Source organism: Terrabacter sp. NPDC080008, assembly GCF_040702505.1.
In the GTDB taxonomy this organism is placed as follows: Bacteria; Actinomycetota; Actinomycetes; order Actinomycetales; family Dermatophilaceae; genus Terrabacter.
The window spans coordinates 845,417-871,793 of sequence record NZ_JBFBLC010000001.1; the positions used below are offsets into that span (position 1 = coordinate 845,417).

Sequence of the window (26,377 nt, forward strand, 5' to 3'; positions counted from 1 at the left end):
GCTACAGGGCCGCCGACTGCGCCGTCACCGAGACGCCGCCGGGGGAGGCGGGGTCGGGGACGACGTGCCAGACCCGCCCGGCGCCGACGACCGTGCCGTCGGCGGCGAGCCGGGTCCCCTCGTCGATGGCGACCGCGCGCGGGGCCAGGCCGCCCGCGACCACGGCGAGCGCCCGCGACACGTTGCCCCACTGGGCGGCGTGGACGTCGACGGCGCCCGGGACGAGACCGAGGCCAGTCACCACGGTCACAGGGTCGAGCTCCTCGTTGCTGTCCTCCGGGCACACCGGGACACCGTCGATGCGCCAGCCGCCGATGACGGCGTGGGACCCCGCGATGGCAGCGCCGGCCGAGAACCCGGCATACGGCATACCGGCGCTGACGAGGCCGCGGATGCGCGGGTAGGCGCCCACGAGCGACGCGTGGTACTCCGGCGTCGGGCCGCCGCCGACGAAGAGCCCGTCGACGCCCTCGAGCGCCGCGGGGTCGAAGGGCGTGCGCTCGGCGACGCGTTCGACGACCAGGTCGTGGCCGCCGACGAGGCCGAGGGTGCGGACGTACCTCTCGTGGTAGTCGAGGGACTCCGGGTCGGTGCCCACCACCACGAGAAGGATGCGGGGGGTGCTGCCGGCGCGCCGGGCCGCCGCCGCGACGAAGTCGCCGTAGAGCGTGGGTGCGAGGGCGTCGTCCCAGCCGCCACCGACGAGGTGCAGGTCCATGAGCGGCACCCTAGGGAAGGCGGGCGTCCCCGGCCGCTCATTTTCCCCGCGGCGGGGTCGGACTCGGGCTCAGGCGGCGGGCGACGTCCCCGGCGGCCGAGCGGGCCCGCGTGACGAGGTCGGCGACGTGCTCGGGGCTCGCGTCGGCGGTGCGCAGGGTCAGCGCGACGGCGGCCAGTGGCCGGCCTGCGCGGTCGAGGACCGGCACGGCCACCGACGACAGGTCGGTCGTGACGCTGCCCTCCTCACGGGCGTGCCCGTCGGCGCGGGTGCGCGCCAGCAGGCTGCGCAGCTCGGCGAGCGAGCTGGGACCGGACCCGTTGCGCTGCACGAACGACGCGCGGTCGGGGTAGAGGGCGCGGACCTGCGGCGCGGGCAGCGCCGAGAGCATCGCGAGGCCGCTGGCCGTCAGGTGCGCAGGCAGGCGCACGCCGACGTCGGTGACGAGCATCGGCTGGCCCGGAGCGCGCTCCTCGAGCAGGTAGATGACGTCGCGGCCGTCGAGGGTGGCGAAGTGGGCGTTGCGGCCGCACTGGTCGACGAGCCGTCGCATCGGCGCACGGGCGACCCGGGCCAGCGGCGCCTGCCGCTGGTAGGCCGAGCCGAGCTCGTAGGCCGCCTGGCCGAGGCCGAAGCGCCGCTCCTCGACGTAGTGGGTGACGTAGCCGCGGCTGTGCAGGACCTTGAGGAGGTGGTAGACCGAGCTGCGGGGCAGGCCGAGGTCGCGCGCGATGGAGGCGGCGGGCACCGGCTCGGCGTGACGGGACAGGTGCTCGAGCACGTCGAGGGCGTTGGCGGCGGCGGGGGCGTTGGACACGGCGACCCACCTCCTGAGCGATCGGCGTCGTCTCGCATGCGAGACAATTGTCCCTCATCGGGCGGCGACGCGCCAGCCCCGCCGCGGTTCCATGGGAGCCATGAACGAACTCGCCATGGACAGGGTCGGTGCGACCACCGCATCCGCTGCGGTCGGTGCAGCCCCCGCAGCCGTCACGGTCGGCACCGGGCCGCTCACCATCGCCGACGTCGTCGCCGTCGCCCGCCACGGTGCGCGCGTCGAGCTGTCCGCCGAGGCGGAGTCGGAGATCGCCCGCAGCCGGGCCGTCGTCGAGGCCCTCGCCGACGACCCGATCCCCCACTACGGCGTCTCGACCGGCTTCGGCGCCCTCGCCACCCGCCACATCCCCACCGACCTGCGGGCCCAGCTGCAGCGCTCGCTCGTGCGCTCCCATGCCGCGGGGACCGGGCCGGAGGTGGAGCGCGAGGTCGTGCGTGCCCTCATGCTGCTGCGCCTGTCGACGCTGGCGACGGGCCGCACCGGCGTGCGCCTCGAGACCGCGAGGGCGTATGCCGACCTGCTGAGTGCCGGCATCACCCCGGTCGTGCACGAGTTCGGTTCGCTCGGCTGCTCGGGCGACCTCGCGCCGCTCGCCCACTGCGCGCTCGCCGTCATGGGGGAGGGGCCGGTGCGCCTGGCCGACGGCACGCTGACCGACGCGGCGACTGCCCTGCGCGACAACAGGATCGAGCCCGTCGTCCTCGCCGAGAAGGAGGGCCTGGCCCTCATCAACGGCACCGACGGCATGCTCGGCATGCTCTGCCTCGCCGTGCACGACCTGCGCCACCTGCTCAAGGTCGCCGACGTGTCCGCCGCGATGAGCGTCGAGGGCCTGCTCGGCACCGACGACGTCTTCGCCGCCGACCTGCACGCCCTGCGCCCGCATCCGGGACAGGCGGCGTCGGCCGCGAACATCGTTGCGGTCATGGCGAACTCGCCGATCCGCGAGTCGCACCGCACCGAGGAGTGCACCCGGGTCCAGGACGCCTACTCCCTGCGCTGCGCGCCCCAGGTGCACGGCGGTGCGCGGGACACGGTGGAGTACGCGGCCCGCGTCGCCGAGGTCGAGCTCGCCTCTGCCGTCGACAACCCGGTCGTGACGCCCGACGGTCGCGTCGAGTCGAACGGCAACTTCCACGGCGCACCCGTCGCCTACGTGCTCGACTTCCTCGCCATCGTCGCGGCCGACGTCGCGTCGATGGCCGAGCGGCGCACCGACCGCTTCCTCGACCAGGCCCGCAGCCACGGCCTGCCGCCGTTCCTGGCCGATGACCCCGGCGTGGACTCGGGCCTGATGATCGCGCAGTACACGCAGGCCGCGATGGTCTCGGAGCTGAAGCGCCTCGCCGTGCCGGCTTCCGTCGACTCGATCCCGAGCTCGGCGATGCAGGAGGACCACGTGTCTATGGGCTGGTCGGGCGCCCGCAAGCTGCGCCGGTCGGTGGACGCCCTGGGCAGGGTGCTCGCCATCGAGCTGCTGACAGCAGCACGCGGCATCCGGCTCCGGGCGCCGCTCGAGCCTGCGCCGGCCACCGGCGCGGTGCTGCAGGCGCTCGACGGGCACGGCGACGCCGCCCCCGGCCCCGACCGGTTCCTCGCCCCCGACATCGAGGGCGCCTGCGCGGCCGTGACGACCGGCGACGTGCTCGCCGCCGTCGAGTCCGTCACCGGCCCCCTCCGCTAGCCCGCGAACCCCCAACCGTCGAAAGGCCACGTCTGGCCCCTCCTCAACCGTCGAAAGGCCACGAATGGCCCCTCCTCGACCGTCGAGAGGCCATTCGTGGCCCGCGCCACGAAGACGAAGCACACGGCATACCCAAGGATTTCCCGCTCGAAGGAGAGTGACATGGAAGGTGCACGACCCGTCCGCGCGGCTCGCGGCACGCAGCTGACCGCGCAGTCGTGGGCCACCGAGGCCCCGCTGCGGATGCTCATGAACAACCTCGACCCCGAGGTGGCCGAGCGGCCCGACGACCTCGTCGTCTACGGCGGCACCGGGCGCGCGGCGCGCGACTGGAAGTCCTTCGACGCCATGGTGCGCACGCTGACGACGCTCAAGCAGGACGAGACGATGCTCGTGCAGAGCGGCCGCCCGGTCGGCGTCATGCAGACGCACGAGTGGGCGCCGCGCGTGCTCATCGCCAACTCCAACCTCGTCGGCGACTGGGCGACGTGGCCGGAGTTCCGCCGGCTCGAGCACCTCGGGCTGACGATGTACGGCCAGATGACCGCCGGGTCATGGATCTACATCGGCACGCAGGGCATCGTGCAGGGCACCTACGAGACGTTCGCGGCCGTCGCCGAGAAGCGCTTCGGCGGCACGCTCGCCGGGACGCTCACCCTGACCGGTGGCTGCGGCGGGATGGGCGGTGCGCAGCCGCTCGCCGTCACCCTCAACGACGGTGCGTGCCTCATCGTCGACGTCGACCCCGCCCGCCTGCACCGCCGCGTCGAGCACCGCTATCTCGACGAGGTCGCCGACAACCTCGACGAGGCGATCGAGAAGGCCCTCGCCGCCAAGCGCGAGCGGCGCGGCTGGTCGGTCGGCGTCGTCGGCAACGCGGCCGAGGTGTTCCCCGAGCTGCTGCGCCGCGGCGTCGAGATCGACATCGTCACCGACCAGACCTCGGCCCACGACCCGCTGTCCTACCTGCCCGAGGGCGTCGACCTCGCCGACTGGCACGAGTACGCCGAGAAGAAGCCAGAGGACTTCACCGACCGCGCCCGCGCCTCGATGGCCAAGCACGTCAAGGCGATGGTCGAGTTCCAGGACGCCGGCGCCGAAGTGTTCGACTACGGCAACTCGATCCGCGACGAGGCGCGCCTCGGTGGCTACGACCGCGCGTTCAACTTTCCCGGCTTCGTGCCCGCCTACATCCGGCCGCTCTTCTGCGAGGGCAAGGGCCCGTTCCGCTGGGCGGCGCTCTCCGGCGACCCGCGCGACATCGCCGCGACCGACAAGGCCGTGCTCGACCTCTTCCCCGACAACGACCGGCTGCACAAGTGGATCCGCGGCGCCCAGGAGCGAATCGCCTTCCAGGGCCTGCCTGCTCGCATCTGCTGGCTCGGCTACGGCGAGCGCGACAAGGCCGGCCTCGCGTTCAACGAGCTGGTCCGCACCGGCGAGGTCAGCGCCCCGATCGTCATCGGCCGCGATCACCTCGACTCCGGTTCGGTGGCCAGCCCCTACCGCGAGACCGAGTCGATGGCCGACGGCTCGGACGCCATCGCCGACTGGCCGCTGCTCAACGCCCTCGTCAACACGAGCTCGGGCGCGAGCTGGGTCTCGATCCACCACGGCGGCGGCGTCGGCATCGGCCGCAGCCTGCACGCCGGTCAGGTCTCCCTCGCCGACGGCACGGACCTCGCGGCCCAGAAGCTCGCGCGCGTCCTGACCAACGACCCCGGGATGGGCGTCATCCGCCACGTCGACGCCGGCTACGACATCGCCGACCGGGTCGCGCACGAGCGCGGCGTCCGCATCCCCATGCAGGAGGGCTGAGGGCGTATGCCGTCCGCCTCCGGGTCGATGTGTTCCGGGGTCACGCGTGACCCCGGAACACATCGAACCGTGGTCCGTCAGCCTGGTCACCAGGGTCAGCGGGGGCGGCGCACCCTGATCGGTCCCTTGGCGTGGTCCGGGTCGACGACCTGCCCGCCCTGGGTGATCTCGGCGCGCCCCGCGGCCACGAGCCGCCGCGCGGCGGAGCGGGCCGGCTCCATGAGCTCGCGCCAGTCATCGCCGCCGACCGCACGCGCGGCCTCGCTGGGGCACGCCGACGCGTCCCGGGCGCGGGCGTCGAGGAGCGCCTCGAGGGAGTCCTGGAGCTGGAGGTCGACGGGCCGCAGGCCGTGCTTGCGGCAGCTGTCGGAGCACCAGCGCACCGAGTCCCAGTCGCGCGCCCACGCCTTGCGCCAGGTGATGGTGCGGCCGCAGCGGGCGCAGGGCTTGGTGGGCAGCGGGGTGCGGGACATGGCACCCAGTCTGGGCCACCGTGGCCTCTGGACCGTCGACGGAGGGCCACACGTGGCCTCTCGACGGTCGCAGGGGGGCCAGACGTGGCCTCTCGACGGTTGGAGAGGGGCCACACGTGGCCTTTCGACGGTTGAGGGGAGTGGGGCGGCGGGACTAGGGCTTGCGGGTCTCCTCGTCGGAGATGTCGGCGACCGTCGCGTCGAAGACGCGGATGACGTCGTCGCCCTCGAGCGTCAGCCCGACACCGTGCGCGCCCCCGCCGAGGGAGATGCGGCGACCGACGAGGTGGCTGTCGGCGATGACCGGCAGCCGGGTGCGCGACCCGAAGGGCGTGATCGTGCCGCGCTCGTAGCCGGTCACCGCCAGGGCCGTGTCGGCGTCGGGCATGGAGATCCGGTTGGTGCCGAGCAGCGCCCGCACCTTGGCCCAGGAGAACGTGCGGTCGCCGGGCACGAGGACGAACACGTGGTCGCCCTCGGCGCGCCGCACGACGAGCGTCTTGATGAGGTCGCGCGGTTCGATGCCGCGGGCGGCGGCGGCCTCCGCGAGGCTGCCGACGCGTCCGTGACGGGTGGCCGTGAACGGGATCCCGGCGGCGCGTGCCGCCTCGACCGCCGGGGTGCTGATCTCGTCGGAGGACATGGGCGACAGCCTAGTTTCGGAACAGGCCCCCGGGCCCGGCAGAGCGAGGAGCGGACGTGACGACGACCTTCGAGAGCTTCGACCGCATGTGGGCCGAGCTCGAACCCGTCGGCAGAAACGGCGGGACCGGTGGCTACCGCCGTTTTGCCTGGACCCGCACCGACCACGACCTGCGCGAGTGGTTCGCCGGGCAGTGCGCCGCTCGCGGCCTCGACCTCGTGGAGGACCGCGCCGGCAACCAGTGGGGCTGGTGGGGCGACCCCGACACGACTCCCGGCGTCGTCATCGGCTCGCACCTCGACTCCGTGCCCGACGGCGGAGCCTTCGACGGCCCCCTCGGCGTCGTCAGTGCCCTCGCGACCGTCGACGCCCTGCGTGCCGCCGGCACCGACCCCGCCGTTCCGCTCGGCGTCGTCAACTTCGTCGACGAGGAGGGGGCCCGCTTCGGCGTCGCCTGCGCCGGCTCCCGCATCATCACCGGTGCCCTCGACGCCGACCGTGCCCGCGGCCTCACCGACGCCGACGGCGTCTCCCTGGCCGAGGCCTGGCGCCGCGCCGGGCGCGACCCCGACTCTCTCGGCCGAGACGACGAGGCCCTGGGCCGCGTCGCCGCCTTCGTCGAGCTGCACGTCGAGCAGGGCAAGGCCCTCGCCGTCGCCCCCGACGGTGGCGACGACCTCACCGACCCGTCCCGTGCCGTCGCGGTCGGCACCGACATCTGGCCGCACGGCCGCTGGCGCATCGACCTGCCGGGCGAGGCCAACCACGCCGGCACCACCCGCATGGAGGACCGCCGCGACGCGATGCTCGGGCTCGCCACCGTCGTGCAGTCCGCGAGGTCGTATGCCGTCGCGCTCGGCTGCGTGGCCACCGTCGGGAAGGTGCACGTCGTCCCAGGCGGCGTCAACGCCATCCCCAGCCACGTGACGGCCTGGCTCGACGCGCGCGGGCAGCGCGAGGAAGCCGTGCGCGCCGCCGTCGAGGCGGTCACCAAGGAGGCCGCCGGCTTCGGCGCGACGACTAGGGAGGAGTCGTGGACCCCGACGACGGCCTTCGACGACGGCCTCGTGGAGCGGCTGCACGGCATACTCCCCGACGCACCACTGCTCGGCACGGGCGCCGGCCACGACGCAGGGGTCCTCGCCACCCACGGGGTTCCGAGCGCCATGCTCTTCGTGCGCAACCCCACCGGCGTTTCGCACTCACCCAGCGAGTTCGCGAGCCCCGAGGACTGCCACCATGGGGTCATGGCTCTCACCGCTGTCGTGACCGAACTGAGCGCGGAGCGGGCCGCCGACTCGACAGGGGACACCGCATGACGACCTTCTGGTGCGAAAGTGCCTGGCTTACAGGAGGATTCGCCAACCGTGTTCGGCTCGTGACGCAGGACGGGATCTTCAAGGACGTCCTCGTCGACGCTGACCCCGAGCCCGGCGACGTCCGGCTCGCCGGCGTCACGCTCCCGGGCATGGCCAACGCGCACAGCCACGCCTTCCACCGCGCCCTGCGCGGGCGCGCCAACGGCGGCGGCGGGAACTTCTGGAGCTGGCGTGAGCAGATGTATGCCGCCGCGGAGCAGCTCAACCCCGACACCTACCTTGCGCTCGCGCGGGCCGTCTTCGCCGAGATGGTGCTCGCCGGGATCACCGTGGTGGGGGAGTTCCACTACGTCCACCACCGCCCCGGGGGCCACCCCTACGGCGACCCGAACGCGATGGGGCTCGCGGTCCGCCAGGCCGCCGACGAGGCCGGCATCCGGCTGACCCTGCTCGACACCTGCTACCTCGAGGGCGGCCTCAACGGCGGCGGTCACGTCGAGCTGCACCCCGGCCAGCGCCGGTTCAGCGACGGCACCGTCGAGGCGTGGGCCGCGCGGATGTCGGCACGCCGCCCGGCGACCGAGCGGGTGCGCCTCGGCGCCGCCATCCACTCGGTGCGGGCCGTCCGGCGCGAGGACCTGCCGAGGGTCGTCGAGGCGGCCGGAGACCTGCCGCTGCACGTGCACCTGTCGGAGCAGCACGGCGAGAACCTCGCGTGCCAGATGTACTACGGCGCGACCCCGACCCAGCTGCTCGACGAGGCCGGCGCCCTCGGCGCGCACTCGACCGCCGTGCACGCCACGCACCTCGAGGACCACGACATCGAACTGCTCGGCGGGACGGGCACCGGCGCGTGCTTCTGCCCGACGACCGAGCGCGACCTCGCCGACGGCATCGGCCCGGCACGGGCCCTGCACGACGCCGGCAGCCCGCTCTCGCTGGGCTCCGACCAGCACGTCGTCATCGACCCGTTCGAGGAGCTGCGCGGCATGGAGATGCACGAGCGGCTCGTGACCAACGAGCGCGACCGCTTCTCGGCCAACGACCTGCTCCTCGCGGCCTCCTTCAACGGCTACCGCTCACTGGGCTGGTCCGACGGCGGCCACCTGAGCAAGGGGGCGCTGGCCGACTTCGTCACCGTGCGCACCGACACCGTCAACACCGCCGGTGCCGCGCGCGACCAGATCATCTACGCCTGTGTCGCCTCCGACGTCTCCACCGTGGTCGTCGGGGGAGACGTCGTCGTCAGCGACGGCCAGCACCGGATGGGCGACGTCGGCCGGATGCTCGTCGGGGCCATCGAGCGGCTCACGGTGGGTGCCCTCACGTGAGCCTGCTCCTCAGCGGCATCGCGGAGCTGACCACCAACGACCCCGTCCACGCGCACAATCACGCCGACCCCGGGGACGCGCTGCTCGGCGTCGTCCGTGACGCCGCGCTCGTCATCTCGGACGACGGCCTCGTCGAGTGGGTGGGCCCGGCCGACAGGGCCCCCGACGCCGACGAGCGGCGCGACCTCGGCGGCCGCGCCGTCATCCCCGGCTTCGTCGACTCCCACTCGCACCTCGTCTTCGCCGGCGACCGCTCCGCGGAGTTCGCGGCGCGCATGACCGGCACGCCCTACGACGGCGGTGGCATCGCCGTCTCCGTCGCGGCCACCCGCGCGGCGAGCGACGACGAGCTGCGTGCCCTCGTCGCCGCCCGGGTCGCCGAGATGCGCGCCCAGGGCACGACGACCGTCGAGATCAAGAGCGGCTACGGCCTGACGCTCGAGGACGAGCTGCGCAGCCTCCGCATCGCCCGCGAGCTCACCCCGCACACGACCTTCCTCGGGGCGCACGTCGTGCCACGGGAGTACGCCTCGGACCGGGCGGCCTACGTCGACCTCGTCACCGGTCCGATGCTGGCCGCGGTCGTCGCCGACGGCCCCACGGCGCTCGCCGAGAGCATCGACGTCTTCTGCGAGCCGCACTCGGCCCACGCCTTCGACGGCGACGAGGCGCGCACGGTCCTGGAGGCCGGGCGCGCAGCCGGTCTCGCGCTGCGGGTCCACGGCAACCAGCTCGGCCACGGTCCCGGCGTCCAGCTCGCCTGCGAGCTCGGCGCCCGCAGCGTCGACCACTGCACCTACCTGAGCGACGCCGACGTCGAGGCCCTCGCCGCAGCCCGCGGCACGACCGTCGCGACCCTGCTGCCCGGCGTCGAGTTCTCGACCCGCTCGCCCTATCCGGACGCGCGGCGGCTGATCGACGCCGGGGTCGACGTCGCGCTCGCCAGCGACTGCAACCCCGGCACCTGCTACTCGTCGTCGATCCCGTTCGCGATCGCGCTCGCGGTGCGCGAGATGGGACTGACCCCCGCCGAGGCGCTGCACGCCGCCACGGCCGTCTCGGGCCGCTCGCTCGGCCTCGACCGCCGCGTGGCGCCGGGTCAGCCGGCCGAGCTGGCCGTGATCGACGCGCCGACCCACCTGCACCTCGCGTACCGCGCCGGGGTGCCGATCGTCCGCGCCCTCGACCTGCCGCGGGCGTGACCCACCGCGGGTGCCCGGTGGGCTACGAGCCCGCCGTCTCCGCCGCGCGCTCGCACCGCAGCACCGACCCGGGCCCGGGATGGATGATCCCCGTGTGCCCGTCGGCCCATTCGACGACGTAGGGCGGGCCGCCGTCCGCGCCCTTGACCTCGCGGATGGTGCCCTCGCGGGTCCGCTGGCCCACGTGCTCGGCCGCCATCGTGATGCGGTCACCGACCCGTGCCTCCATGGCACACCTCCTCGCGCCGGGGTCTCCTCCTAGGACACCACCTCGGCGGCGCCCTGACGAGGGTTTGCCGGCCTTCAGTCGAGCAGCACCCGCTCGCCGTGGCGCGGCACCGAGACGGCACAGTCCAACCGCGTGCGTATGCCGTCCGCCAGCGCCCGCGCGGCCGCCGGCTCCCCGTGGACGACGTGGACGCTCTCCGGTGGGCGTGGCAGCTCGTCGAGCCAGGCGAGCAGCTCGCCGGCGTCGGCGTGGACCGAGAACTCGTCGAGCGTGACGACCTCGGCGCGCACCGGCACGTAGCGCCCGGCCATCTTCAGCTCGCGCGCGCCCTCCTGCAGGTCCCGGCCGCGCGTGCCGACCGCCTGGTAGCCGGTCAGCAGCACCGTGTTGCGCGCCTGCGGCAGCAGGTGGCGCAGATGGTGCACGACCCGGCCGCCGGTCGCCATGCCCGAGGCCGACACGATGATGCACGGGGTGCCGGGCGTGTTGAGCCGGATCGACTCCTCGGCGGTGTGGGCGGTCCGCAGCCCGGGGAGGCGGCGGATCCGGTCCAGGGCCTCGGGGCGCACCTCGGCGGCGTGGGCGGGATCCCGGTAGATGTCGAGCGCGGCGAGCGCCATCGGGCTGTCCACCCACACCGGCACGTCCGGCACGGCACCGCTCTCGACGAGGTCGGCGATCGCGAGCAGGACCACCTCGGTGCGGTCGACGGCGAAGGCGGGGACGACGACGCTGCCCCCGCGCCGGATCGTGCGCCTGATCGCGTCCGCCATGACCCGGTGCTCGGGGTCGACGCCGGCGTGGGCCCGGTCGCCGTAGGTCGACTCGATGACGACGGTGCGGGCCGCCGGTGGACGCGCCCGCGGCAGCAGCACCGGGTGGTCCGGGCGGCCGAGGTCGCCCGAGAAGAGCACGGAGGAGCCACCCGTCTCGACGAGGACGCTCGAGGCGCCGAGGATGTGGCCGGCGGGCACGAACGTCACGGTGGCCCCGGGAGCGCCGTTGACGCATACGGCAGGGTCGTCGCCCAGCGGTCGCAGCGCTGCGATCGCTTTCTCGGCGTCGGCGACGGTGTAGAGCGGCAGGGGCGGGTCGTGCTTGGACCAGCCGCCGCGCCGGGCGCCCTCGGCCTCCTCCTCCTGCAGGTGGGCGCTGTCGCGCAGGACCACGGCCGCGAGCGCGGCGGTGCCGGAGGTCGCGTGCACCGGTCCGGCGAAGCCGCCCCGGACGAGGGCCGGCAGGTAGCCGCAGTGGTCGAGGTGGGCGTGGGTCAGGGCGATGCCGTCGACGGTCGCCGGGTCCACCGGGGGCGGCTCCCAGTTGAGGGAGCGCCAGCGCCGCTCGCCCTGATAGAGGCCGCAGTCCACGAGGAGCCGGGTCTGACCGCTCTCGACGAGGAACTTGCTGCCCGTGACGGTGCCGGCTGCCCCGAGGAACGTCAGCGCCGGTCTCATCACGTCACCCGGACGTGCGCCTCCTCGCCCGTGCGCCTCTCGATGGTGTGCTCGGCGTGCTCGATGAGCTCGTCGGCGAGGTGGCGCAGTGCCCGGGCCACCGCGACCTCGTCACCGATCCCGTGCTCGGCCGTGTCGTCGGCGGAGCGGTGGCTCGCGCCGCGGGCGCGCAGGCGGTCGGGGGAGTCCGCGACGAGGACCACCGTGGCGGTGGTGTCGTCCCCGGCCTCCACGAGCGAGACGCGGATCTGCCACTCGCGGAAGTGGACCGGCTCGGCCTGCTTCGGCTCGTCGGCGTGCTGGGCCTCACCGGGCGGTGAGGACGGCACCGTCACCAGCTCCTCCTGCCCCGGTGCGCCGACGCGCAGCACCGATCCCGGCCCCGGATAGATCAACCCGGTGTGGCCGTCTCCCCACCTGACGACGTAGGGCGGCCCGCCGTCGGTCCCACGGACCTCGAGCACCTCGCCGTCGCGGGTGGGCTCGTCGATGTGCTCTGCCGCCAGGATGATGCGGTCTCCCACGTGCGCTCTCACGGTGGCCTCCTCGGACCGGTCGGGTGGCTGTGTCACCAGCACAGCACCGGGCGGCCCGCGTGCGAAGGGCCGGAGGTCGGGCCGCCGGAGGACCTTGGACCCTTGCCGGGAACGGGACGGAGCGGGTCCAATCGGGGCAGTGCGCGAGGAGGCGAGCCATGAGGTCGATGCAGGCGTGGGTGGTCGAGGAGCCCGGTCCGCTGCGGCGGCACCCGCTCGTGCGGGCCGAGCTGCCCGTGCCCGAGCCCGGCCCCGGCGAGGTGCTCGTCCGCGTCCGGGCGTGCGGGGTGTGCCGCACCGACCTGCACGTCGTCACCGGGGACCTGCCTCGGCACCGGCACCGGGTCGTGCCCGGGCACGAGGTCGTGGGGGAGGTGGCCGTCCTCGGTGAGGGCGCGCACCGTTTCACCCCCGGCGACCGGGTCGGGGTCGCCTGGCTGCGCACGACGTGCGGCGCCTGCCGCTGGTGCCGCTCGGGCCGGGAGAACCTGTGCCCGTCCTCGCGCTACACCGGCTGGGACGCCGACGGCGGCTACGCCCCGTGGACCGTCGTCCCGGAGGCGTACGCCTACCGCGTCCCCGCGTCGTTCTCCGACGCCGACGCGGCGCCCCTGCTGTGTGCCGGGATCATCGGCTACCGCTCGCTGCGCCGGGCCGAGCTGCCACCGGGCGGTCGGCTCGGCATCTACGGCTTCGGCGCGAGCGCCCACCTCACCGCGCAGGTCGCGATCGCCCAGGGTGCCGAGGTGCACGTGCTGACCCGCGGCGCCGCGGCGCGGGCGCTGGCCGAGGACCTCGGCGCGGCCTCCGTCGGGGAGGCGCACGACGCCCCGCCGGTCCCACTGGATGCCGCCATCCTCTTCGCGCCCGCCGGCGAGCTCGTCCCGACCGCGTTGGAGGCGCTCGGGCCGGGCGGCACATTGGCCCTGGCCGGGATCCACCTCAGCGACGTGCCGGTGCTCGACTACCAGCGCCATCTCTTCCGCGAGCGGAGCCTGCGCAGTGTCACGAGCAACACCCGGCAGGACGGCGAGGAGTTCCTGCTGCTCGCCGAGCGCCTGCACCTGCAGGTGACGACGACGCCGATGCCACTCGACCGGGCCGACCGGGCGCTCGAGGACCTCGAGACCGGCCGGATCCACGGCGCGGCGGTCCTCCTGCCCGACCACACCGCCTGACCCACCCCCGTCGAGAGCGCGTGTCGTCCCACTCGAGAGCGCGCTCGGTCACAGTCAAGAGCGCGTGTCGTCCCGTCTGTCACACGAACGCGTGGGACGGGTGGGGCTGAGTGCGCTCTCGAGTTGTAGGAGATGGCGTATGCCGCCCTCTTGAGTCACGAGAGCGCGCTCGGTCACCGTCGAGAGCGCGCTCGGTCACGGTCGAGAGCGCGCTGAGTCCCAGTCAGCGGGTGTCGGACGTGCCGCGCGACGCGCCCGACAGCAGCACGGCCTGGCGCCCGGCCTCGAGACGCACGACGGGGATCCGCGGCGGCGAGCACGACAGGTAGTCGACGCCGACGCGGGCGAAGAAGGCGATCGAGGCCGGGTCGCCGGCGTGCTCGCCACACGCCCCGAGCCCCAGACCGGGACAGGCGCGACGGCCGTCCCGCGCGGCGAGCTCCACGAGCGCTCCCACTCCGGACTCGTCGATGGTCTTGAACGGGTCGGTCGCAAGGATGTTGGCGTCGCGGTAGGCCGCGAGGAAGTTGGCCTCGGCGTCGTCGCGGGAGATGCCCCACGTGGTCTGGGTGAGGTCGTTCGTGCCGAAGGAGAAGCCGGCGTGCTGGGCCAGCTCGGCCGCCGTGAGGGCCGCGCGCGGCAGCTCGACCATCACCCCGATCGGCAGGTGCAGCGCGGCGCCGTGCGTGCGGGCGACGTCGGCGACGATGCCCTCCATCCGGGTCCGGGCCGCCACCAGCTCGGCGACGTCCGCGACGAGCGGCACCATGAGCTCGGGCCGCACGTCGTGACCCCGGTCGCGCAGCTCGACGGTGGCCTCGGCGAGCGCCCGCACCTGCGCGTCGATGATCTGCGGCAGGACCGTCAGCAGCCGCACCCCGCGCAGGCCCAGCATGGGGTTGGACTCGTGCCACCGGCGGGTCGTCGCGAGCCGCCGCTCCAGGTCCGGGGCCACGCCGCCACGCTCCTCCGCCCGTGCGACCTCGACCGAGAGCTCCACCAGGTCGGGGAGGAACTCGTGCAGCGGCGGGTCGAGGAGGCGTACGACGACCGGCAGGCCCTCCATCGTCTCGAGCAGGGCGCTGAACTCGGCGTGCGCGAGCGCCTCGATCTCGGCGAGGGCGCCTTCGCGGTCCTCGTCGGTGACGAGGCGCTCGACGAGGATCCGGCGCTCGCCGAGGAGCATGTGCTCGGTGCGGCACAGGCCGATCCCCTCGGCGCCGAAGCGCCGTGCCGCGACCGCCTCGTCCGGCGTCTCGGCGTTGGCCATGACTCCGAGCCGACGCCGCCCGTCGGCGTGGGCGAGCAGCGCCAGCACGGCGCGTACGGTCGGGTCGTCGCTGTGCGTCTCACCCCGCTCGATCGCCGTGGCGACGGGGCTGGGCTCGATCTCGCGCTGCCCGGCATAGATCTCGCCGGCAGTCCCGTCGACCGAGACGACCGTGCCCTCGGGAAGGGTGACCCCGCCGGGCAGCGACGCGACCCGTTCGACGGGGTCGACGACCAGGCCCTCGACGCCCGTGACGCAGGTGCGCCCGAGGCCCCGGGCCACCACGGCCGCGTGCGAGGTGAGCCCGCCCCGCGAGGTGATGACGGCGCGAGCCGCCAGCAGCCCGCCGAAGTCGTCTGGGCTCGTCTCGGGGCGGGCGAGCACGACCTGCCGGCCCAGTGCCGTCCACGCCATGGCCGTCGCCGAGTCGAAGACGAGCTGGCCGTATGCCGCCCCGGGGCTCGCCGGCAGGCCGGTGGCCAGCGGGGTCAGGTCCTCGCGGACGGCGAAGGTCGGGTGCAGCAGGGTCTGCAGCTGCGTGCCGTCGACCCGGGTCAGGGCCTCGTCGAGGTCGATGACGCCCTCGTCGGCGAGCTCGACGGCGATCCGGTAGGCCGCGGCGGGGCTGCGCTTGCCCAGGCGGGTCTGCAGGATCCACAGCCGTCCCCGCTCCACGGTGAACTCGACGTCGCACAGGTCGCGGTAGTGCTTCTCGAGGGTGCGCAGGTGCTCGCTCAGCTCCCGGAGCAGCTGCGGCTCGCGGCGGCCGAGCTCGGAGAGGTCCATCGGGCTGCGGCTGCCGCTCACGACGTCCTCGCCCTGGGCGTCGGGCAGGTAGTCGCCGAAGGCGCCGGGCGCCCCGCTCACCGGGTCACGGGTGAAGCAGACGCCACTGCCCGAGCGCTCGCCGCGGTTGCCGAACACCATCTGCACGATGTTGACGGCCGTGCCCAGGTCGTCCGGGATGCCCTCGTGCGCCCGGTAGAGCCGGGCCCGCTCACCGTTCCACGACGCGAAGACGGCCACGACGGCGTGGCGCAGCTGCTCGCGCGGCTCCTGCGGCACGTCAGCCCCGGCGTGCTCGACGACGATCCCGCGGAACTCTCCGGTCAGGCGCTCGAGCGCCGCCGCGTCCAGGTCGGCGTCAGTCGCCGCCCCGAGCTCGGCGCGCAGGTCCATCAGCCGGGCGTCGAACAGGCCGCCGTCGATCCCGAGCACCGTCCGGCCGTACATCTGCACGAGCCGGCGGTAGCTGTCCCAGGCGAAGCGGGCCTCGCCACGGGCGACGAGCGCGGCCGCGACGGCGTCGGTCATCCCGACGTCGAGGACCGTCTCCATCATCCCCGGCATCGAGAAGCGGGCGCCCGAGCGCACCGACACGAGCAGCGGCGCGCCCGGGTCGCCGAACCGCAGCCGCGACCGGCGCTCGAGGTCGCCCAGGGCCGACTCGACCTGGTCCCAGAGGCCGTCCGGCTCCCCGCCGCCCGAGAGCCAGGCCCGGCAGGCCTCGGTCGTGATGATGAAGCCGGGAGGCACCGGCAGCCCCAGCCGCGACATCTCGGCGAGTCCGGCCCCCTTGCCACCCAGCAGGGCCGCCATCGTCCGGTCGCCCTCGTGCAGCTCGAGCACGAGAGGCCCTCGTGCGGTTCGCTCGGATGTCGTCGTCATCGCCCCTCCAGTGCTCGCGACCAGCCGACGACAGGGCTGCGGGTTGGGGCACCGCAACCCTGTCGACGAGTCGAGCGTGCTGCGGGGCGCCCCGTACAGGACAGGGGCTTTGGTCCCGACGGGAGGGCGGGCCGGCTGACCGGCCCGGGCCGGCAGACGGGCTAGCGGCGGCCGGTGGCCTTGTCGATGGCCTTCTGCAGCTTGTGCTCAGACTTGGCCGTGGCCTTCGCCTTCGCCTTGGCCATCTTGCGCGCGGCCTTCTCGTCCTTCGGCGACACCTTGTCCTCCTCGAGCGCCTTGGGCAGGTGGCCGGTCGAACGGCGGTAGTACGTCGCGGCCCCGCGCTCGGCGGCGACCCGGGCCGCGGCGACCGCCATCGAGGACAGCGCCGTGAAGAGGATGACGTCGCGGGTGCGCTCGCGCTCGAAGTCGCCCTTGACCGGCACGTTGCGGCCGGTGGCGAGCTTCCACCCCTTCTGCGCGGCGTCGGTCGCGAGCTTCGTCGCGATGATGGTGGTGCCCACGCTCAGGAGCTTCCAGACGGGACCGCCGACCGGCGTGTGCTGCGTGGCCTCGGCCTTGGCAGCAGCCTTGTCGGACGCCTTCGAGAGCGCCTTCTTCGTGTCCTTGGAAGCCATGCGCTGACTGTACCCACGCCGCGCCCAGCCCTCACGGGTAGAGTGCGCTGCACAACTGAAGAGCACCACCCACCCATCACGACAGGGGAGCGCGAGACGCGCTGAGAGTGCGGCAGCCCGACGGGCCGAGCCGCAGACCCTCGAACCTGCTCCGGTTAGCACCGGCGAAGGAAGTCGGTATTTCTCAGGCCACCGCACGGCATACGTCATCGACGTGTCCGGGCGGGCGGCTTCCCCCAGGTATCCACTCGTCATCACTGGAACCCGGGAGACACACCATGCCCACCACCATCACCGCGAGCGGGCCGCTGACCCGCTGGCGCACCATCGACCTGCTCACCTGCGCCTTCCTCGGGGTCGCCTTCGGCGTCGCCTACTGGGCCTGGGGGCTCGTCTACGCCGCCCCGTCCGGCGCCGTCTCGGCCGGCTTCCCGCCGCTCGGGGCGCTCTTCAACTGGCCCTGGCTCGTGGCCGGCATCGTCGGGATCCTCATCATCCGGCGCCCCGGCGCGGCCGTCTTCACCGAGCTGATCGCGGCCATCGTGTCCGCGCTCATCGGCACCCAGTGGGGCCTGACCACGCTCGTCTCGGGCCTCGTGCAGGGGCTCGGCGTCGAGCTCGGCTTCGCCGCCTTCGGGTATGCCGTCTACCGCTGGGCGCCGCTGCTGCTCGGCGGCTTCCTCGGCGGCGCGTTCGAGGCCGTCTACGAGTGGTACTCGTACTGGACCGACTGGGGCTGGGGCTACAAGATCGCCTACCTCTTCCTGCTCGGCGGCTGCGTCGCGGTCTTCGGCTCGCTGCTCGCGGTGGGCCTGACGCGCCTGCTCGCCACGGCCGGCGCCCTGGGCCCCTTCCCGCCGGGACAGGAGGTCCGTGAGCAGCGCGCCGTCTGAGCACGCTGAGCTGGGCCACCCGCGGGACTCCCGGGCGGTGGGCGTCGACATACGCGTGCAGGGCCTGACGTGCCGGCCGTTCGGTCGCTCACGTCCGGTCCTCGACGCCCTCGACCTCGTCATCGAGCCGGGCCAGCGGGTGCTGCTCGCCGGACCCAGCGGCTCGGGCAAGTCCACCCTGCTGCGTGCCGTCGCCGGGCTGCTCCTGACGGCGGACTCCGGTGACCTGTCGGGCAGCGTCACTGTGGGCGGCCGTGCGCCGCAACAGGTTCCGGGCGCGGTGGGGCTCGTGCTCCAGGACCCGGGTGCCGGCGTCGTGGCCTCGAGCATCGGCCGGGACGTGGCCTTCGGGCTGGAGAACGTGTCGCTGCCCCGGGAGCAGATGCAGGGCCGCGTCGACGCGGCGCTGCGCGAGGTGGGGCTGACCATGCCGCCCGACAGCCCGCCCACGACGCTGAGCGGCGGCGAGTCGCAGCGCCTCGCCCTCGCCGGTGCGCTCGTCATGGAGCCCTCGGTCCTGCTGCTCGACGAGCCGACGGCGATGCTCGATGCCGCCACGGCGACAGAAGTCCGCACCCTCGTGGCCGACGTCGTCGGGCGTCGCGGGCTCACCCTCGTCGTCGTCGAGCACCGGCTGGAGGGCTGGCTCGACCTCGTCGACCGACTCGTCGTGCTCGACGCGGCCGGCGCGGTCGTGGCCGACGGCGAGCCGCGCACGGTCCTCGCCGAGCGGGGGAGCGCCCTTGCGGCGCAGGGCATCTGGGTCCCGGGAGTGCCCGACCCCGAGCCGCTCACCGTCGCGCTCGAAGGTATGCCGGGTGCCGCGGCGGGCACGGTCACGCCGGGCCGTGTCGTGGCCGGCGCCACCGACGTCCGGGTCGAGCACCGCAGCCGACGACTCGGCGAACGCTCTCGCACCACGCTCGCCGCCGAGGGGGCCGACCTCGACGCGCGCGCCGGCCAGTCGGTGGCCCTCGTGGGGCCGAGCGGCGCCGGCAAGTCCTCACTCATGGCGGCGCTCGGCGGCCTGCTCGCGCCCGCCGGCGGTGCGGTCGACGTCGCGCCGGTACTGACACCGCCCGGGACGGTCGACGACCGTCGCGGCTCCCAGCCCCCCACGCCACTGCACGAGTGGCCCTCGCGCGACCTGGCGCGCGTCGTGGCGTGGGTGCCGCAGCGGGCCGCGACCGCTCTCGTGGGCCGCACCGTCCGTGACGACGTGCTGACGACGCCGCGGGCTCTCGGCCAGGACCCGGAGGTGGCCGGGCGCCGGGCCGACGCCCTGCTCGAGGCGCTCGGTCTCGCCCACCTCGCCGACGCAGACCCGCGCCAGCTCTCGGGCGGGGAGCAGCGTCGCCTGGCCATGGCCTCGGCGGTGTCCCACGCCCCGGCCCTCGTGCTCGCCGACGAGCCGACCGTCGGGCAGGACCGCCTCACCTGGGCGGCCGTCTCGGGAGTGCTGGCGGCGGCGCGCGAGGAGGGGGCCGCCGTCGTGGTCACCACCCACGACCCCGGCGTGGTGGACGACGCCGACCGGGTCGTCCGCGTCACGGCCCCCACCCAGCCCCCACCCGACCCGGAGCCCGAGCGGCGACCGCTGCTCGCCCGCGTCGGCCCGCTCGCCCTGCTCGCCGCCGCATTGTGCGTGCTGCCCCTGCCGGCCCTGCTCGACTCCTGGCGCCAGGGACTGGTCGTGCTCGCCGCCGAGATCGTCCTGGGACTCCTCGGCCTGCTCGCACCAGGGGTCGGGCGCGCGCCGGAGGGGCGCCTGCGCGGGGTGCTCGCCCGCCTCGCCCCGGCAGCTCTCGCCGTCGCCGGGGTGGCGTGGTCGGCATGGCTGCTCGGCGGCCGGGACCTGGAGGTGGCCTCCGGCGCTGCGCTGCGGGTGCTGTGCCTGCTCGTGCCCTCGGCCGTCGTCGTCGGCTACCTCGAGCCGGAGGGCCTCGGCGACCACCTGGCGCAGCGGCTGCGGCTCCCGGCCCGTCCCGTGGTGGCGGCCACGGCCGCGCTCCAGCGGCTCCAGGTCTTCGACGCGCTGTGGGCCGAGCTGATGGCCACCCGGCGGGTGCGGGGCATCCACGCCGACCACGGCCCGGCCGGCCGGGCCCGCGAGGCGGTCGTCGTCACCGGCGGCCTGCTCATCGGCGCGCTCGGCCAGGCCTCGGCCCTCGCCCTGGCCATGGACGCCCGGGGCTTCGCCGAGGCGCGGCGGCGCACCTGGGCCGGCCCCGCCCCGTGGCGTCTGCCCGACTCGCTCGCGCTCGGCGCGGGACTGCTCGTCGTCGCCGTGGCCGTCGCGGCCCGGCTGCTGCTGCCCTGAGCACCGCGCGAGGCACAATGGGCGGCGCACACCTCGCGACAGGAAGGGGCCCGCACGTGCCCAAGCCAGGCCGACTGCCGGAGCGACCCACACGCCGCCCTCGCCCACGGGCGTATGCCGTGCCGTCGCTCGCCCTCGGCGGCTCCGTCGCGCTCGTGCTGGCGCTGTCCGCGTGCGGGCAGCCGGCGCCCGCACAGTCCCCGGACGACACCATGCTCCCCACGGTCAGCGTGCCGGTGCAGCCGACCATCACGCTCGACACCCCGGGCGCCGACGTGCCCGACCCGACCGACTCCACGGCGGCGAGCGACGGCGGCCTCTTCGACGCGTCCTCGAGCCTGAGCGACGCGAAGTGCGTGCCCACCGGGAACTCGTGGAGCTTCACCGGCACCCTGAAGAACTCCGACACGCAGGAGCACACGTTCACCGTCGCCGTCTTCCTCGTCAAGGCCTCCGACAGCTCGAATGTCGCCAGCAAGGAGGTCGACGTGAAGCTCGCGGCCGGAGCCACCGCCCCGGTCTCGATCCCCGACTTCCACACCGGCCCCAAGACCGGCCTCGAGTGCCTGAGCGGCGTCACCGTGAAGGGTCTGTGACGTGCGGCTCTTCCTCGTGCGCCACGGGCAGACCCACGCCAACGTCGCGCGCCAGCTCGACACGGCGGTGCCCGGGCTCGACCTGACCGACGAGGGGCAGGCCCAGGCGCAAGCGCTCGCCGAGCGTCTCGGCGGCGAGGACCTCGGCGCCATCTACACCTCCGACCTGGTGCGCACGCAGCAGACCGCGCGGCCGCTGGCGCAGCTGCTGGGCCTCGAGATGGTGGTGCTCCCGGGTCTGCGCGAGATCCAGGCCGGCGACTACGAGATGTCCACCGACTGGCAGCCCTACATCGACGCGGTCGCCCGCTGGCGCGACGACCCCACCCACGCCATCCCCGGCGGCGACACCGGCGCCGGCTTCCTGCTGCGCTACGAGGAGGCGATCGCCCGGATCGCTTCCGACGGGCACGAGTCCGCGGTCGCCGTCAGCCACGGTGCAGCCATGCGGGTGTGGTGCTCGGTCGCGCTCGGCCTGCCGCCGGAGTGGTTCGACACCCGCCGTCTCGACAACACGCACGTCGTGACGATGGAGGGCGACCCCGAGGAGGGGTGGCGCCTGCTCGCGTGGGGGGACGAGCCGGTCACCCATGGCTGAGCCCGCCGACGCGACCGGCGCAGAAGCCGCGGCTCGGCGCCGGCCCACCGGCCCCGGCACGTGGCGCTGGGTGGGCTGCGCCGGCGGGGTGGCGCTCGCGGCTGCCTCCTGGGGCGCCGGGGCGCTCCCGCGACCCAACCGGCACGTGCTCTGGCCGGGCCTCGCCTGGTGGTCGCCCAGCGGCGGCTCGCCGCTGCTCGCCACCGCCTCGGTGGTCGCGATGGCCCTGCTCGTGCTCGCCTGGTGGAGGCTGCGCGACGCGGACGTCTCGGTGCCGTGGTGGTGGCGCACGGTCGCGTTGTGGTTCGCCCCGCTCGTCGTGGCGCTGCCGCTCTACAGCCGCGACGTCTACTCGTATGCCGCGCAGGGCCTGCTCTGGGACCAGGGCCTCAGCCCCTACGACCACGTGGTCCGCGAGCTCGACTCCCCGTGGCGCGCCGCGACCGCACCGACCTGGCTCGACAGCGCCACGCCGTACGGACCGGTGTGGCTGCTGCTCGCCCGCGGCATCGCCTCGGTCTCGGGGGAGCTGTGGGTGGCGCTCCTGCTGCTGCGGCTGCTCGCCGTCGTCGGCGTCGTCGTCCTGGCGTGGGCGGTGCCCGACGTCGCGGGACGCCTGGGCTGGTCCCCGGTGCGGGCGACCTGGCTGGGCGTCGCCGTGCCGCTCGTCGGGGCGCACTTCGTCGGCGGAGCGCACAACGACGCCGTCATGGTCGGAGTGGTCCTCGCGGGACTGGCCCTGGCGCTGCGAGGCCGGTTCGTGCCCGCCTGCGTGCTCATCGCGGTAGCGGCCATGGTGAAGGTCACCGCCGTCATCGCCCTGCCCTTCGTGGCGCTGCTCTGGGCTCGCCACGCCCGGACCGCGCGCGAAGGCGACACGGGCGGGCCGGCATACGTCCGCTGGGCTGCGGTGCTGCGGACCGGCGTGCTGACCGCCGTGTGCGCCGGCGTGCCGATGGCGCTCGGTGGGCTGGTGACCGGCCTGGGGTTCTCGTGGCTCAACCCGACCGGGACGCCCGGCAAGAACGAGCAGTGGACCTCGCTGCCCACCGCGATCGGCATCGCCGTCGGCGCGGTCGGGCACGTCCTCGGACACGACGCCTGGCGCGAGCAGGGCATCGCCACCGCGCGGGCCGTCGCCCTCGTCGTGCTCGCGGTGCTCCTCCTCCTCGTGTGGCTTGCGGCGGCCAAGCCGGCCGACCTGCCCGACGCGGGACTGGACGACGACGTGGCAGCCGAGGAGGCGCGGCTGCGGCCGGTGCGCGGCATCGCGTGGGCCCTGCTCGCCGTGGTGGTGCTCGCCCCCGTCTTCCTCGGCTGGTACTACCTGTGGGTGCTGCCGCTCTTCGCCGTGTCGCTGGGGCGGCTGTGGCAGGGCCGGCTCGAGCGGCCCCTCGCCGTGGTGGCCTCGGTGGTGTGCTTCGCGACGCTCCCGGAGGGCTACAGCCTCGGGCTCACCACGACCGCGGTCGGGGTGCCGGTCGCCCTCGTCGCGCTCGTGCTGCTGCTGCGGCGGGGGTGGTGCACTGCGCGCCGCGTCGACTGGCGGCACCTGCTCGACCTCGAGCGTCCCCTCGTGCGCGCCGCCGAGCGCAGGGTTGCGCGGTCGGCGTAGAGGTGCACCATGCATCGCGCACCCGTGCGTCCCCGCCGCACCTCTGGTGCCACGGCGCACCTCTGGTCACGGATCGGAGACAGTTGCCGGTGTCGCTCGCGGCGGCGGCGGAGGGTGTCCCACACTGACCCGGTGAGCGACTCCGGCTTCGTCGACGAGCCCCCCGACGGCCAGGAGCCGTCGTCACGGGCCGCCCGGGACCGTATGCCGTCCGCCCCGCCCGCGCGCCGGCCCGGCGGCGCCCCTGCCGGAGACCCGGACGTCCAATCGAGCGCAGGCTCGGACGCGGCCCCGACTCGCGCCTCCCACCGGCGTCCGACGGTGGCCGGCGCGGTCTTCGCCCTCGTCGTGCTGGCGCTCGCCGGTTTCGGTCTGTTCGCCTGGTCCTCGCGTGTGCACGCCGACGACGAGGCGGCGTACTCCGAGCTCGTCCGGCAGGTCGAGGTCATGGACCGCACCCTGACGCCACAGGGCCACGGCGAGATGCCGCCGTGCCGGGAGGCGGGCGACGGGGTCGTCACGCGGACGTACCCGCAGTCCACCGGGCCGCAGGCCGCCGAGCTGGTCGGCTTCCTCACCGGCAACGGGTGGACGCGCCAGACCTCGGGGTCGCCGGCCCTCGCCCACCTGGTGCGCACCGTCGGGGACCACACCCTGACGATCGACGTCGAGGCACCGAGCGAGAACGCGCTGGTCGAGTCGCTGACGGCGCACAGCCCCGCCAGCTCCTTCGGCTGCCTGCTGCGCTGACCCTGTCCCCTGGTGGCACCGAGGCTGCTCGGTGGGTGGGACGAGACCCACGACACGGGCCACATCGTGGGAATGGCTCTGCCCACGGCATACGTGGGTGGGACGCTGGGCGGCATGCGCGCGGTCACCCAGAGCCAGAAGCTGCAGAACGTCTGCTACGAGATCCGGGGTCCCGTGCTCGCCGAGGCCAAGCGGCTCGAGGACGAGGGGCACCGCATCCTCAAGCTCAACATCGGCAACCCGGCCCCGTTCGGGTTCGAGGCTCCCGAGGACATCCTCGTCGACGTCATCCAGGAGCTGCCGACCGCGCAGGGCTACAGCGACAGCAAGGGCATCCTCTCGGCCCGGCGCGCCGTCAAGCAGCACTACGAGGTGCGCGACTTCCCGCCGCTCGGCGTCGAGGACATCTACCTCGGCAACGGCGTCAGCGAGCTCATCGTCATGGCGATGCAGGGGCTGCTCGACAACGGCGACGAGGTGCTGATCCCGGCCCCCGACTACCCGCTGTGGACCGCGGCCGCGAGCCTGGCCGGCGGCACCGCCGTGCACTACGTCTGTGACGAGCAGGCCGGCTGGGCGCCCGACTTGGGCGACATCCGCAGCAAGATCACCGACCGCACCCGCGCCATCGTCGTCATCAACCCGAACAACCCGACCGGCGCCGTCTACCCGCGGGAGGTCCTCGAGGAGATCGCCCAGCTCGCCCGGGAGCACGAGCTGATCGTCATGTCCGACGAGATCTACGACAAGATCCTCTACGACGGCGCGTCGCACACGTCGATCGCCTCGCTCGCGCCCGACCTGCTGTGCCTGACGTTCAACGGGCTCTCCAAGGCGTACCGGGTCGCCGGCTTCCGCTCCGGCTGGCTCGTCATCACCGGCCCCAAGGAGCACGCCCGCAGCTACCTCGAGGGCCTCGACATCCTCGCCAACATGCGCCTGTGCGCCAACGTGCCGGCGCAGCACGCGATCCAGGTGGCCCTCGGCGGCTACCAGTCGATCAACGAGCTGATCCTGCCCGGGGGCCGGCTGCTCGAGCAGCGCAACGTCGCCTGGGAGATGCTCAACGCGATCCCCGGGGTGTCGGTGACCAGGCCCGAGGGGGCGCTCTACCTCTTCCCGCGTCTCGACCCCAAGGTCCACGACATCCGCGACGACGAGCGCTTCGCCTTCGACCTGCTGCGCGAGCAGAAGCTGCTCGTGGTGCACGGCACCGGCTTCAACTGGGCGACGCCGGACCACTTCCGGCTCGTCTTCCTCCCGCGGGTCGAGGACCTCGAGGACGCCGTCGGCCGCCTCGAGAAGTTCCTCTCGACGTACTCGCAGTAGGCACCGGACCCATGGACGCGTAGGTGGTGCGAGGCGTCAGGAGCGCAAGCGGGAGCCGCCCTCGGCGCTCGGGACCTGCCGGACGTCGCGCGGTGGCGGTGCACCGGCCTGTTACAGCGCGGCGCCCGAGGTGTCCGGGAGCTGGGCGCCGGAGGTGCTTGCGGCGTTCGTCAGCAGGAGCAGCGCGAGGTCGTCACTGAACCGTCCGGCGTGTGCCTGCACTCGGTTCAGGAGCTCGTCCAGGCAGGCGTTCGGGTCCTCGTGGCGCAGAGCTGCCTCGATGGAGCCACGGGGCAGGAAGGCGCCCGACGCGTTGCGGGCCTCGATGAGTCCGTCGGTGTAGGCCAGGAGCCGGTCGCCGGGCTCCCACCCATGCAGCGTCACCCGGTCCGCCGGCCCGAGCCCCAAGGGCAGGCAGTGGCGAACGGCGAGCTCCCGGACGCCCGTGGCCGACACGTGCAGTGGGGCCGGATGACCGGCCGCGACGACCGCCACGCCCTCGGTTCCGGTGATCTCGACGAAGAGCGCCGTGGCGTACCGCTCCGCGTCCCAGAAGTTCGTGACGTACTCATGGACGCGGCGTGCCACGGCGACCAGGTCGTCTTCGCTCGCCCCGTACTGGCGGAAGGCGCGGATCACGCGCGCCGCCTCGGTGACCGCGCCGACACCCTTGCCGCTGACATCACCCAGGATGAGGCGGAGCCGTCCACCGTCCGCGACGAAGTCGAAGAAGTCGCCCCCGACCTGCGCGGTGCGCGTGGCCGAGTGGTAGCGGGTCGCGATCCCGACGGCTCCCACTTGCTCGGGCAGCACGGGAAGCAGCGCCTCCTGCGCGGCCCCGGCGATGTGGCGCGAGTCGCGCAGATCGGCCTCGCGGCGTGCCCTCACCGCAGCCACCAACACGGACAACGCGCCGACGAGCGCGACGTCGACGACGTGCACCGCGTACTGGACGCCGAAGGTGTTCCAGAGCCCTGACGCGGCCGCGAGCACGACCGCCGCCACGGCGATCCACGCGGTCGAGCGCGGCGTCAGAGCGGACGCCGCCAGCAGCGGTGCCAGCCCGAGAAGGGCGGTCAGGACGGCAACTCGCGGGCTGATGAGCACGTCGGACGCCAGAGTGAGGGCCAGCAGTGCGACGCTGACCCAGCCGATGGCCCAGGCCGATCGCCAGCCGGCAGAGCGCTCACGCTCTGCAGCCATGAAGATCGCGCGACGATGCACCCCTCGGCCCCAGCCCTTCACACCAGGGCCCAGGCCCGCGTATCCGACGTCGC

At 74.1% G+C, this 26,377-nt stretch carries 23 protein-coding genes and 1 riboswitch; of the genes, 13 read left to right on the forward strand and 10 right to left on the reverse strand.

All coding sequences use genetic code 11. The features are described from left to right. Position 1 precedes the first annotated feature (1 nt). Both AB0316_RS03925 and AB0316_RS03930 read right to left on the reverse strand, forming a co-directional pair. Positions 2–718, reverse strand: a complete 717-nt coding sequence (locus AB0316_RS03925; protein ID WP_366270627.1) for a Type 1 glutamine amidotransferase-like domain-containing protein — start codon at positions 716–718, stop codon at positions 2–4. A 37-nt stretch (positions 719–755) separates the two neighbouring features. Beyond that, positions 756–1,535, reverse strand: coding sequence for an IclR family transcriptional regulator (locus AB0316_RS03930; RefSeq protein WP_366270629.1), 780 nt, complete (start codon positions 1,533–1,535; stop codon positions 756–758). 115 nt (positions 1,536–1,650) lie between these two features. Here AB0316_RS03930 and hutH point away from each other — a divergent pair, with 115 nt between their 5' ends. Next, positions 1,651–3,240 carry a histidine ammonia-lyase gene (gene hutH / locus AB0316_RS03935; RefSeq protein WP_366271289.1) on the forward strand — a complete coding sequence of 530 codons (1,590 nt, stop codon included), beginning with the start codon at positions 1,651–1,653 and terminating at the stop codon, positions 3,238–3,240. Positions 3,241–3,402: 162 nt separating this feature from the next. After that, positions 3,403–5,058 (forward strand): urocanate hydratase, encoded by a 1,656-nt coding sequence (gene hutU / locus AB0316_RS03940; protein WP_366270631.1) that lies wholly within the window; start codon positions 3,403–3,405, stop codon positions 5,056–5,058. Between the two features lie 95 nt (positions 5,059–5,153). Here hutU and AB0316_RS03945 read toward each other — a convergent pair whose 3' ends face one another. Together AB0316_RS03945 and AB0316_RS03950 are read right to left on the reverse strand one after the other, a co-directional pair. Continuing rightward, entirely contained in the window at positions 5,154–5,531 is a 378-nt protein-coding gene (locus AB0316_RS03945) for a DUF2256 and DUF3253 domain-containing protein (RefSeq protein WP_366270633.1), read from the reverse strand. A gap of 154 nt (positions 5,532–5,685) precedes the next feature. Next, on the reverse strand, positions 5,686–6,174 hold the full coding sequence (locus AB0316_RS03950; protein ID WP_366270634.1) for a YbaK/EbsC family protein: 489 nt from the start codon (positions 6,172–6,174) through the stop codon (positions 5,686–5,688). A 56-nt stretch (positions 6,175–6,230) separates the two neighbouring features. Between AB0316_RS03950 and AB0316_RS03955 the strand changes: the two genes are divergently transcribed. The 3 genes from AB0316_RS03955 to hutI are packed head-to-tail and all read left to right on the forward strand — an operon-like array spanning position 6,231 to position 10,026. Further along, entirely contained in the window at positions 6,231–7,493 is a 1,263-nt protein-coding gene (locus AB0316_RS03955) for an allantoate amidohydrolase (RefSeq protein ID WP_366270635.1), read from the forward strand. Beyond that, complete coding sequence (locus tag AB0316_RS03960; protein ID WP_366270637.1) at positions 7,490–8,824, forward strand: formimidoylglutamate deiminase; 1,335 nt, start codon at positions 7,490–7,492, stop codon at positions 8,822–8,824. Before AB0316_RS03955 ends, AB0316_RS03960 begins: the two co-directional genes overlap by 4 nt. Next, positions 8,821–10,026 (forward strand): imidazolonepropionase, encoded by a 1,206-nt coding sequence (gene hutI / locus AB0316_RS03965; protein WP_366270638.1) that lies wholly within the window; start codon positions 8,821–8,823, stop codon positions 10,024–10,026. Before AB0316_RS03960 ends, hutI begins: the two co-directional genes overlap by 4 nt. A gap of 22 nt (positions 10,027–10,048) precedes the next feature. Here hutI and AB0316_RS03970 read toward each other — a convergent pair whose 3' ends face one another. The 3 genes from AB0316_RS03970 to AB0316_RS03980 form a co-directional block, all read right to left on the reverse strand. Beyond that, positions 10,049–10,255: a DUF1918 domain-containing protein gene (locus tag AB0316_RS03970; RefSeq protein WP_366270640.1), complete on the reverse strand. Its 207-nt coding sequence runs from the start codon at positions 10,253–10,255 to the stop codon at positions 10,049–10,051. Positions 10,256–10,329: 74 nt separating this feature from the next. Continuing rightward, a complete protein-coding gene (locus tag AB0316_RS03975) occupies positions 10,330–11,709 on the reverse strand; it encodes an MBL fold metallo-hydrolase (protein ID WP_366270641.1) in 1,380 nt (459 codons plus the stop codon). Then, positions 11,709–12,245 (reverse strand): DUF1918 domain-containing protein, encoded by a 537-nt coding sequence (locus AB0316_RS03980; RefSeq protein ID WP_366270643.1) that lies wholly within the window; start codon positions 12,243–12,245, stop codon positions 11,709–11,711. The genes AB0316_RS03975 and AB0316_RS03980 overlap by 1 nt, the downstream gene beginning before the upstream one ends. Positions 12,246–12,403: 158 nt before the next feature. Here AB0316_RS03980 and AB0316_RS03985 point away from each other — a divergent pair, with 158 nt between their 5' ends. Next, positions 12,404–13,423 carry a zinc-dependent alcohol dehydrogenase family protein gene (locus AB0316_RS03985; RefSeq protein ID WP_366270645.1) on the forward strand — a complete coding sequence of 340 codons (1,020 nt, stop codon included), beginning with the start codon at positions 12,404–12,406 and terminating at the stop codon, positions 13,421–13,423. Between the two features lie 223 nt (positions 13,424–13,646). Here AB0316_RS03985 and ppdK read toward each other — a convergent pair whose 3' ends face one another. Both ppdK and AB0316_RS03995 read right to left on the reverse strand, forming a co-directional pair. Continuing rightward, on the reverse strand, positions 13,647–16,361 hold the full coding sequence (ppdK, locus tag AB0316_RS03990) for a pyruvate, phosphate dikinase (RefSeq protein WP_366270647.1): 2,715 nt from the start codon (positions 16,359–16,361) through the stop codon (positions 13,647–13,649). Positions 16,362–16,522: 161 nt separating this feature from the next. Then, on the reverse strand, positions 16,523–16,999 hold the full coding sequence (locus tag AB0316_RS03995; RefSeq protein WP_366270649.1) for a DUF4235 domain-containing protein: 477 nt from the start codon (positions 16,997–16,999) through the stop codon (positions 16,523–16,525). A gap of 73 nt (positions 17,000–17,072) precedes the next feature. Next, positions 17,073–17,189: riboswitch (TPP riboswitch) on the forward strand. Positions 17,190–17,277: 88 nt separating this feature from the next. On the opposite strand from AB0316_RS03995, the gene AB0316_RS04000 reads away from it, so the two are divergent. From AB0316_RS04000 to AB0316_RS04030, 7 genes are all read left to right on the forward strand, one after another. Further along, on the forward strand, positions 17,278–17,892 hold the full coding sequence (locus tag AB0316_RS04000) for an ECF transporter S component (protein ID WP_366270651.1): 615 nt from the start codon (positions 17,278–17,280) through the stop codon (positions 17,890–17,892). Beyond that, positions 17,873–20,212, forward strand: a complete 2,340-nt coding sequence (locus AB0316_RS04005) for an ATP-binding cassette domain-containing protein (RefSeq protein ID WP_366270652.1) — start codon at positions 17,873–17,875, stop codon at positions 20,210–20,212. Before AB0316_RS04000 ends, AB0316_RS04005 begins: the two co-directional genes overlap by 20 nt. 56 nt (positions 20,213–20,268) lie before the next feature. Further along, positions 20,269–20,808: a hypothetical protein gene (locus AB0316_RS04010; RefSeq protein WP_366270654.1), complete on the forward strand. Its 540-nt coding sequence runs from the start codon at positions 20,269–20,271 to the stop codon at positions 20,806–20,808. 1 nt (position 20,809) lies between these two features. Next, a complete protein-coding gene (locus AB0316_RS04015; protein WP_366270656.1) occupies positions 20,810–21,406 on the forward strand; it encodes a histidine phosphatase family protein in 597 nt (198 codons plus the stop codon). After that, entirely contained in the window at positions 21,399–23,021 is a 1,623-nt protein-coding gene (mptB, locus tag AB0316_RS04020; RefSeq protein WP_366270657.1) for a polyprenol phosphomannose-dependent alpha 1,6 mannosyltransferase MptB, read from the forward strand. The genes AB0316_RS04015 and mptB overlap by 8 nt, the downstream gene beginning before the upstream one ends. Before the next feature lie 132 nt (positions 23,022–23,153). Beyond that, on the forward strand, positions 23,154–23,771 hold the full coding sequence (locus AB0316_RS04025) for a hypothetical protein (RefSeq protein ID WP_366270658.1): 618 nt from the start codon (positions 23,154–23,156) through the stop codon (positions 23,769–23,771). Between the two features lie 114 nt (positions 23,772–23,885). Then, on the forward strand, positions 23,886–25,100 hold the full coding sequence (locus tag AB0316_RS04030) for a pyridoxal phosphate-dependent aminotransferase (protein WP_366271291.1): 1,215 nt from the start codon (positions 23,886–23,888) through the stop codon (positions 25,098–25,100). Positions 25,101–25,211: 111 nt separating this feature from the next. On the opposite strand, the gene AB0316_RS04035 is transcribed toward AB0316_RS04030, so the two are convergent. Then, the gene (locus AB0316_RS04035) at positions 25,212–26,303 is read right to left on the reverse strand and encodes a PP2C family protein-serine/threonine phosphatase (protein ID WP_366270660.1); all 1,092 of its coding nucleotides are present in this window, start codon (positions 26,301–26,303) and stop codon (positions 25,212–25,214) included. Between the last annotated feature and the right edge of the window lie 74 nt (positions 26,304–26,377).

Excerpts from the sequence above, each read along its gene's own strand:
- AB0316_RS03925 (WP_366270627.1), bottom strand. The coding sequence starts at position 718 with ATGGACCTGCACCTCGTCGGTGGCGGCTGGGACGACGCCCTCGCACCC.
- mptB (WP_366270657.1), top strand. The coding sequence starts at position 21,399 with ATGGCTGAGCCCGCCGACGCGACCGGCGCAGAAGCCGCGGCTCGGCGC.
- AB0316_RS04000 (WP_366270651.1), top strand. The coding sequence starts at position 17,278 with ATGCCCACCACCATCACCGCGAGCGGGCCGCTGACCCGCTGGCGCACC.
- AB0316_RS03985 (WP_366270645.1), top strand. The coding sequence starts at position 12,404 with ATGAGGTCGATGCAGGCGTGGGTGGTCGAGGAGCCCGGTCCGCTGCGG.
- hutH (WP_366271289.1), top strand. The coding sequence starts at position 1,651 with ATGGACAGGGTCGGTGCGACCACCGCATCCGCTGCGGTCGGTGCAGCC.
- AB0316_RS04035 (WP_366270660.1), bottom strand. The coding sequence starts at position 26,303 with ATGGCTGCAGAGCGTGAGCGCTCTGCCGGCTGGCGATCGGCCTGGGCC.
- AB0316_RS04030 (WP_366271291.1), top strand. The coding sequence starts at position 23,886 with ATGCGCGCGGTCACCCAGAGCCAGAAGCTGCAGAACGTCTGCTACGAG.
- AB0316_RS03960 (WP_366270637.1), top strand. The coding sequence starts at position 7,490 with ATGACGACCTTCTGGTGCGAAAGTGCCTGGCTTACAGGAGGATTCGCC.
- AB0316_RS03995 (WP_366270649.1), bottom strand. The coding sequence starts at position 16,999 with ATGGCTTCCAAGGACACGAAGAAGGCGCTCTCGAAGGCGTCCGACAAG.
- ppdK (WP_366270647.1), bottom strand. The coding sequence starts at position 16,361 with ATGACGACGACATCCGAGCGAACCGCACGAGGGCCTCTCGTGCTCGAG.
- hutU (WP_366270631.1), top strand. The coding sequence starts at position 3,403 with ATGGAAGGTGCACGACCCGTCCGCGCGGCTCGCGGCACGCAGCTGACC.
- AB0316_RS03945 (WP_366270633.1), bottom strand. The coding sequence starts at position 5,531 with ATGTCCCGCACCCCGCTGCCCACCAAGCCCTGCGCCCGCTGCGGCCGC.
- AB0316_RS03970 (WP_366270640.1), bottom strand. The coding sequence starts at position 10,255 with ATGGAGGCACGGGTCGGTGACCGCATCACGATGGCGGCCGAGCACGTG.
- AB0316_RS03975 (WP_366270641.1), bottom strand. The coding sequence starts at position 11,709 with ATGAGACCGGCGCTGACGTTCCTCGGGGCAGCCGGCACCGTCACGGGC.
- AB0316_RS03950 (WP_366270634.1), bottom strand. The coding sequence starts at position 6,174 with ATGTCCTCCGACGAGATCAGCACCCCGGCGGTCGAGGCGGCACGCGCC.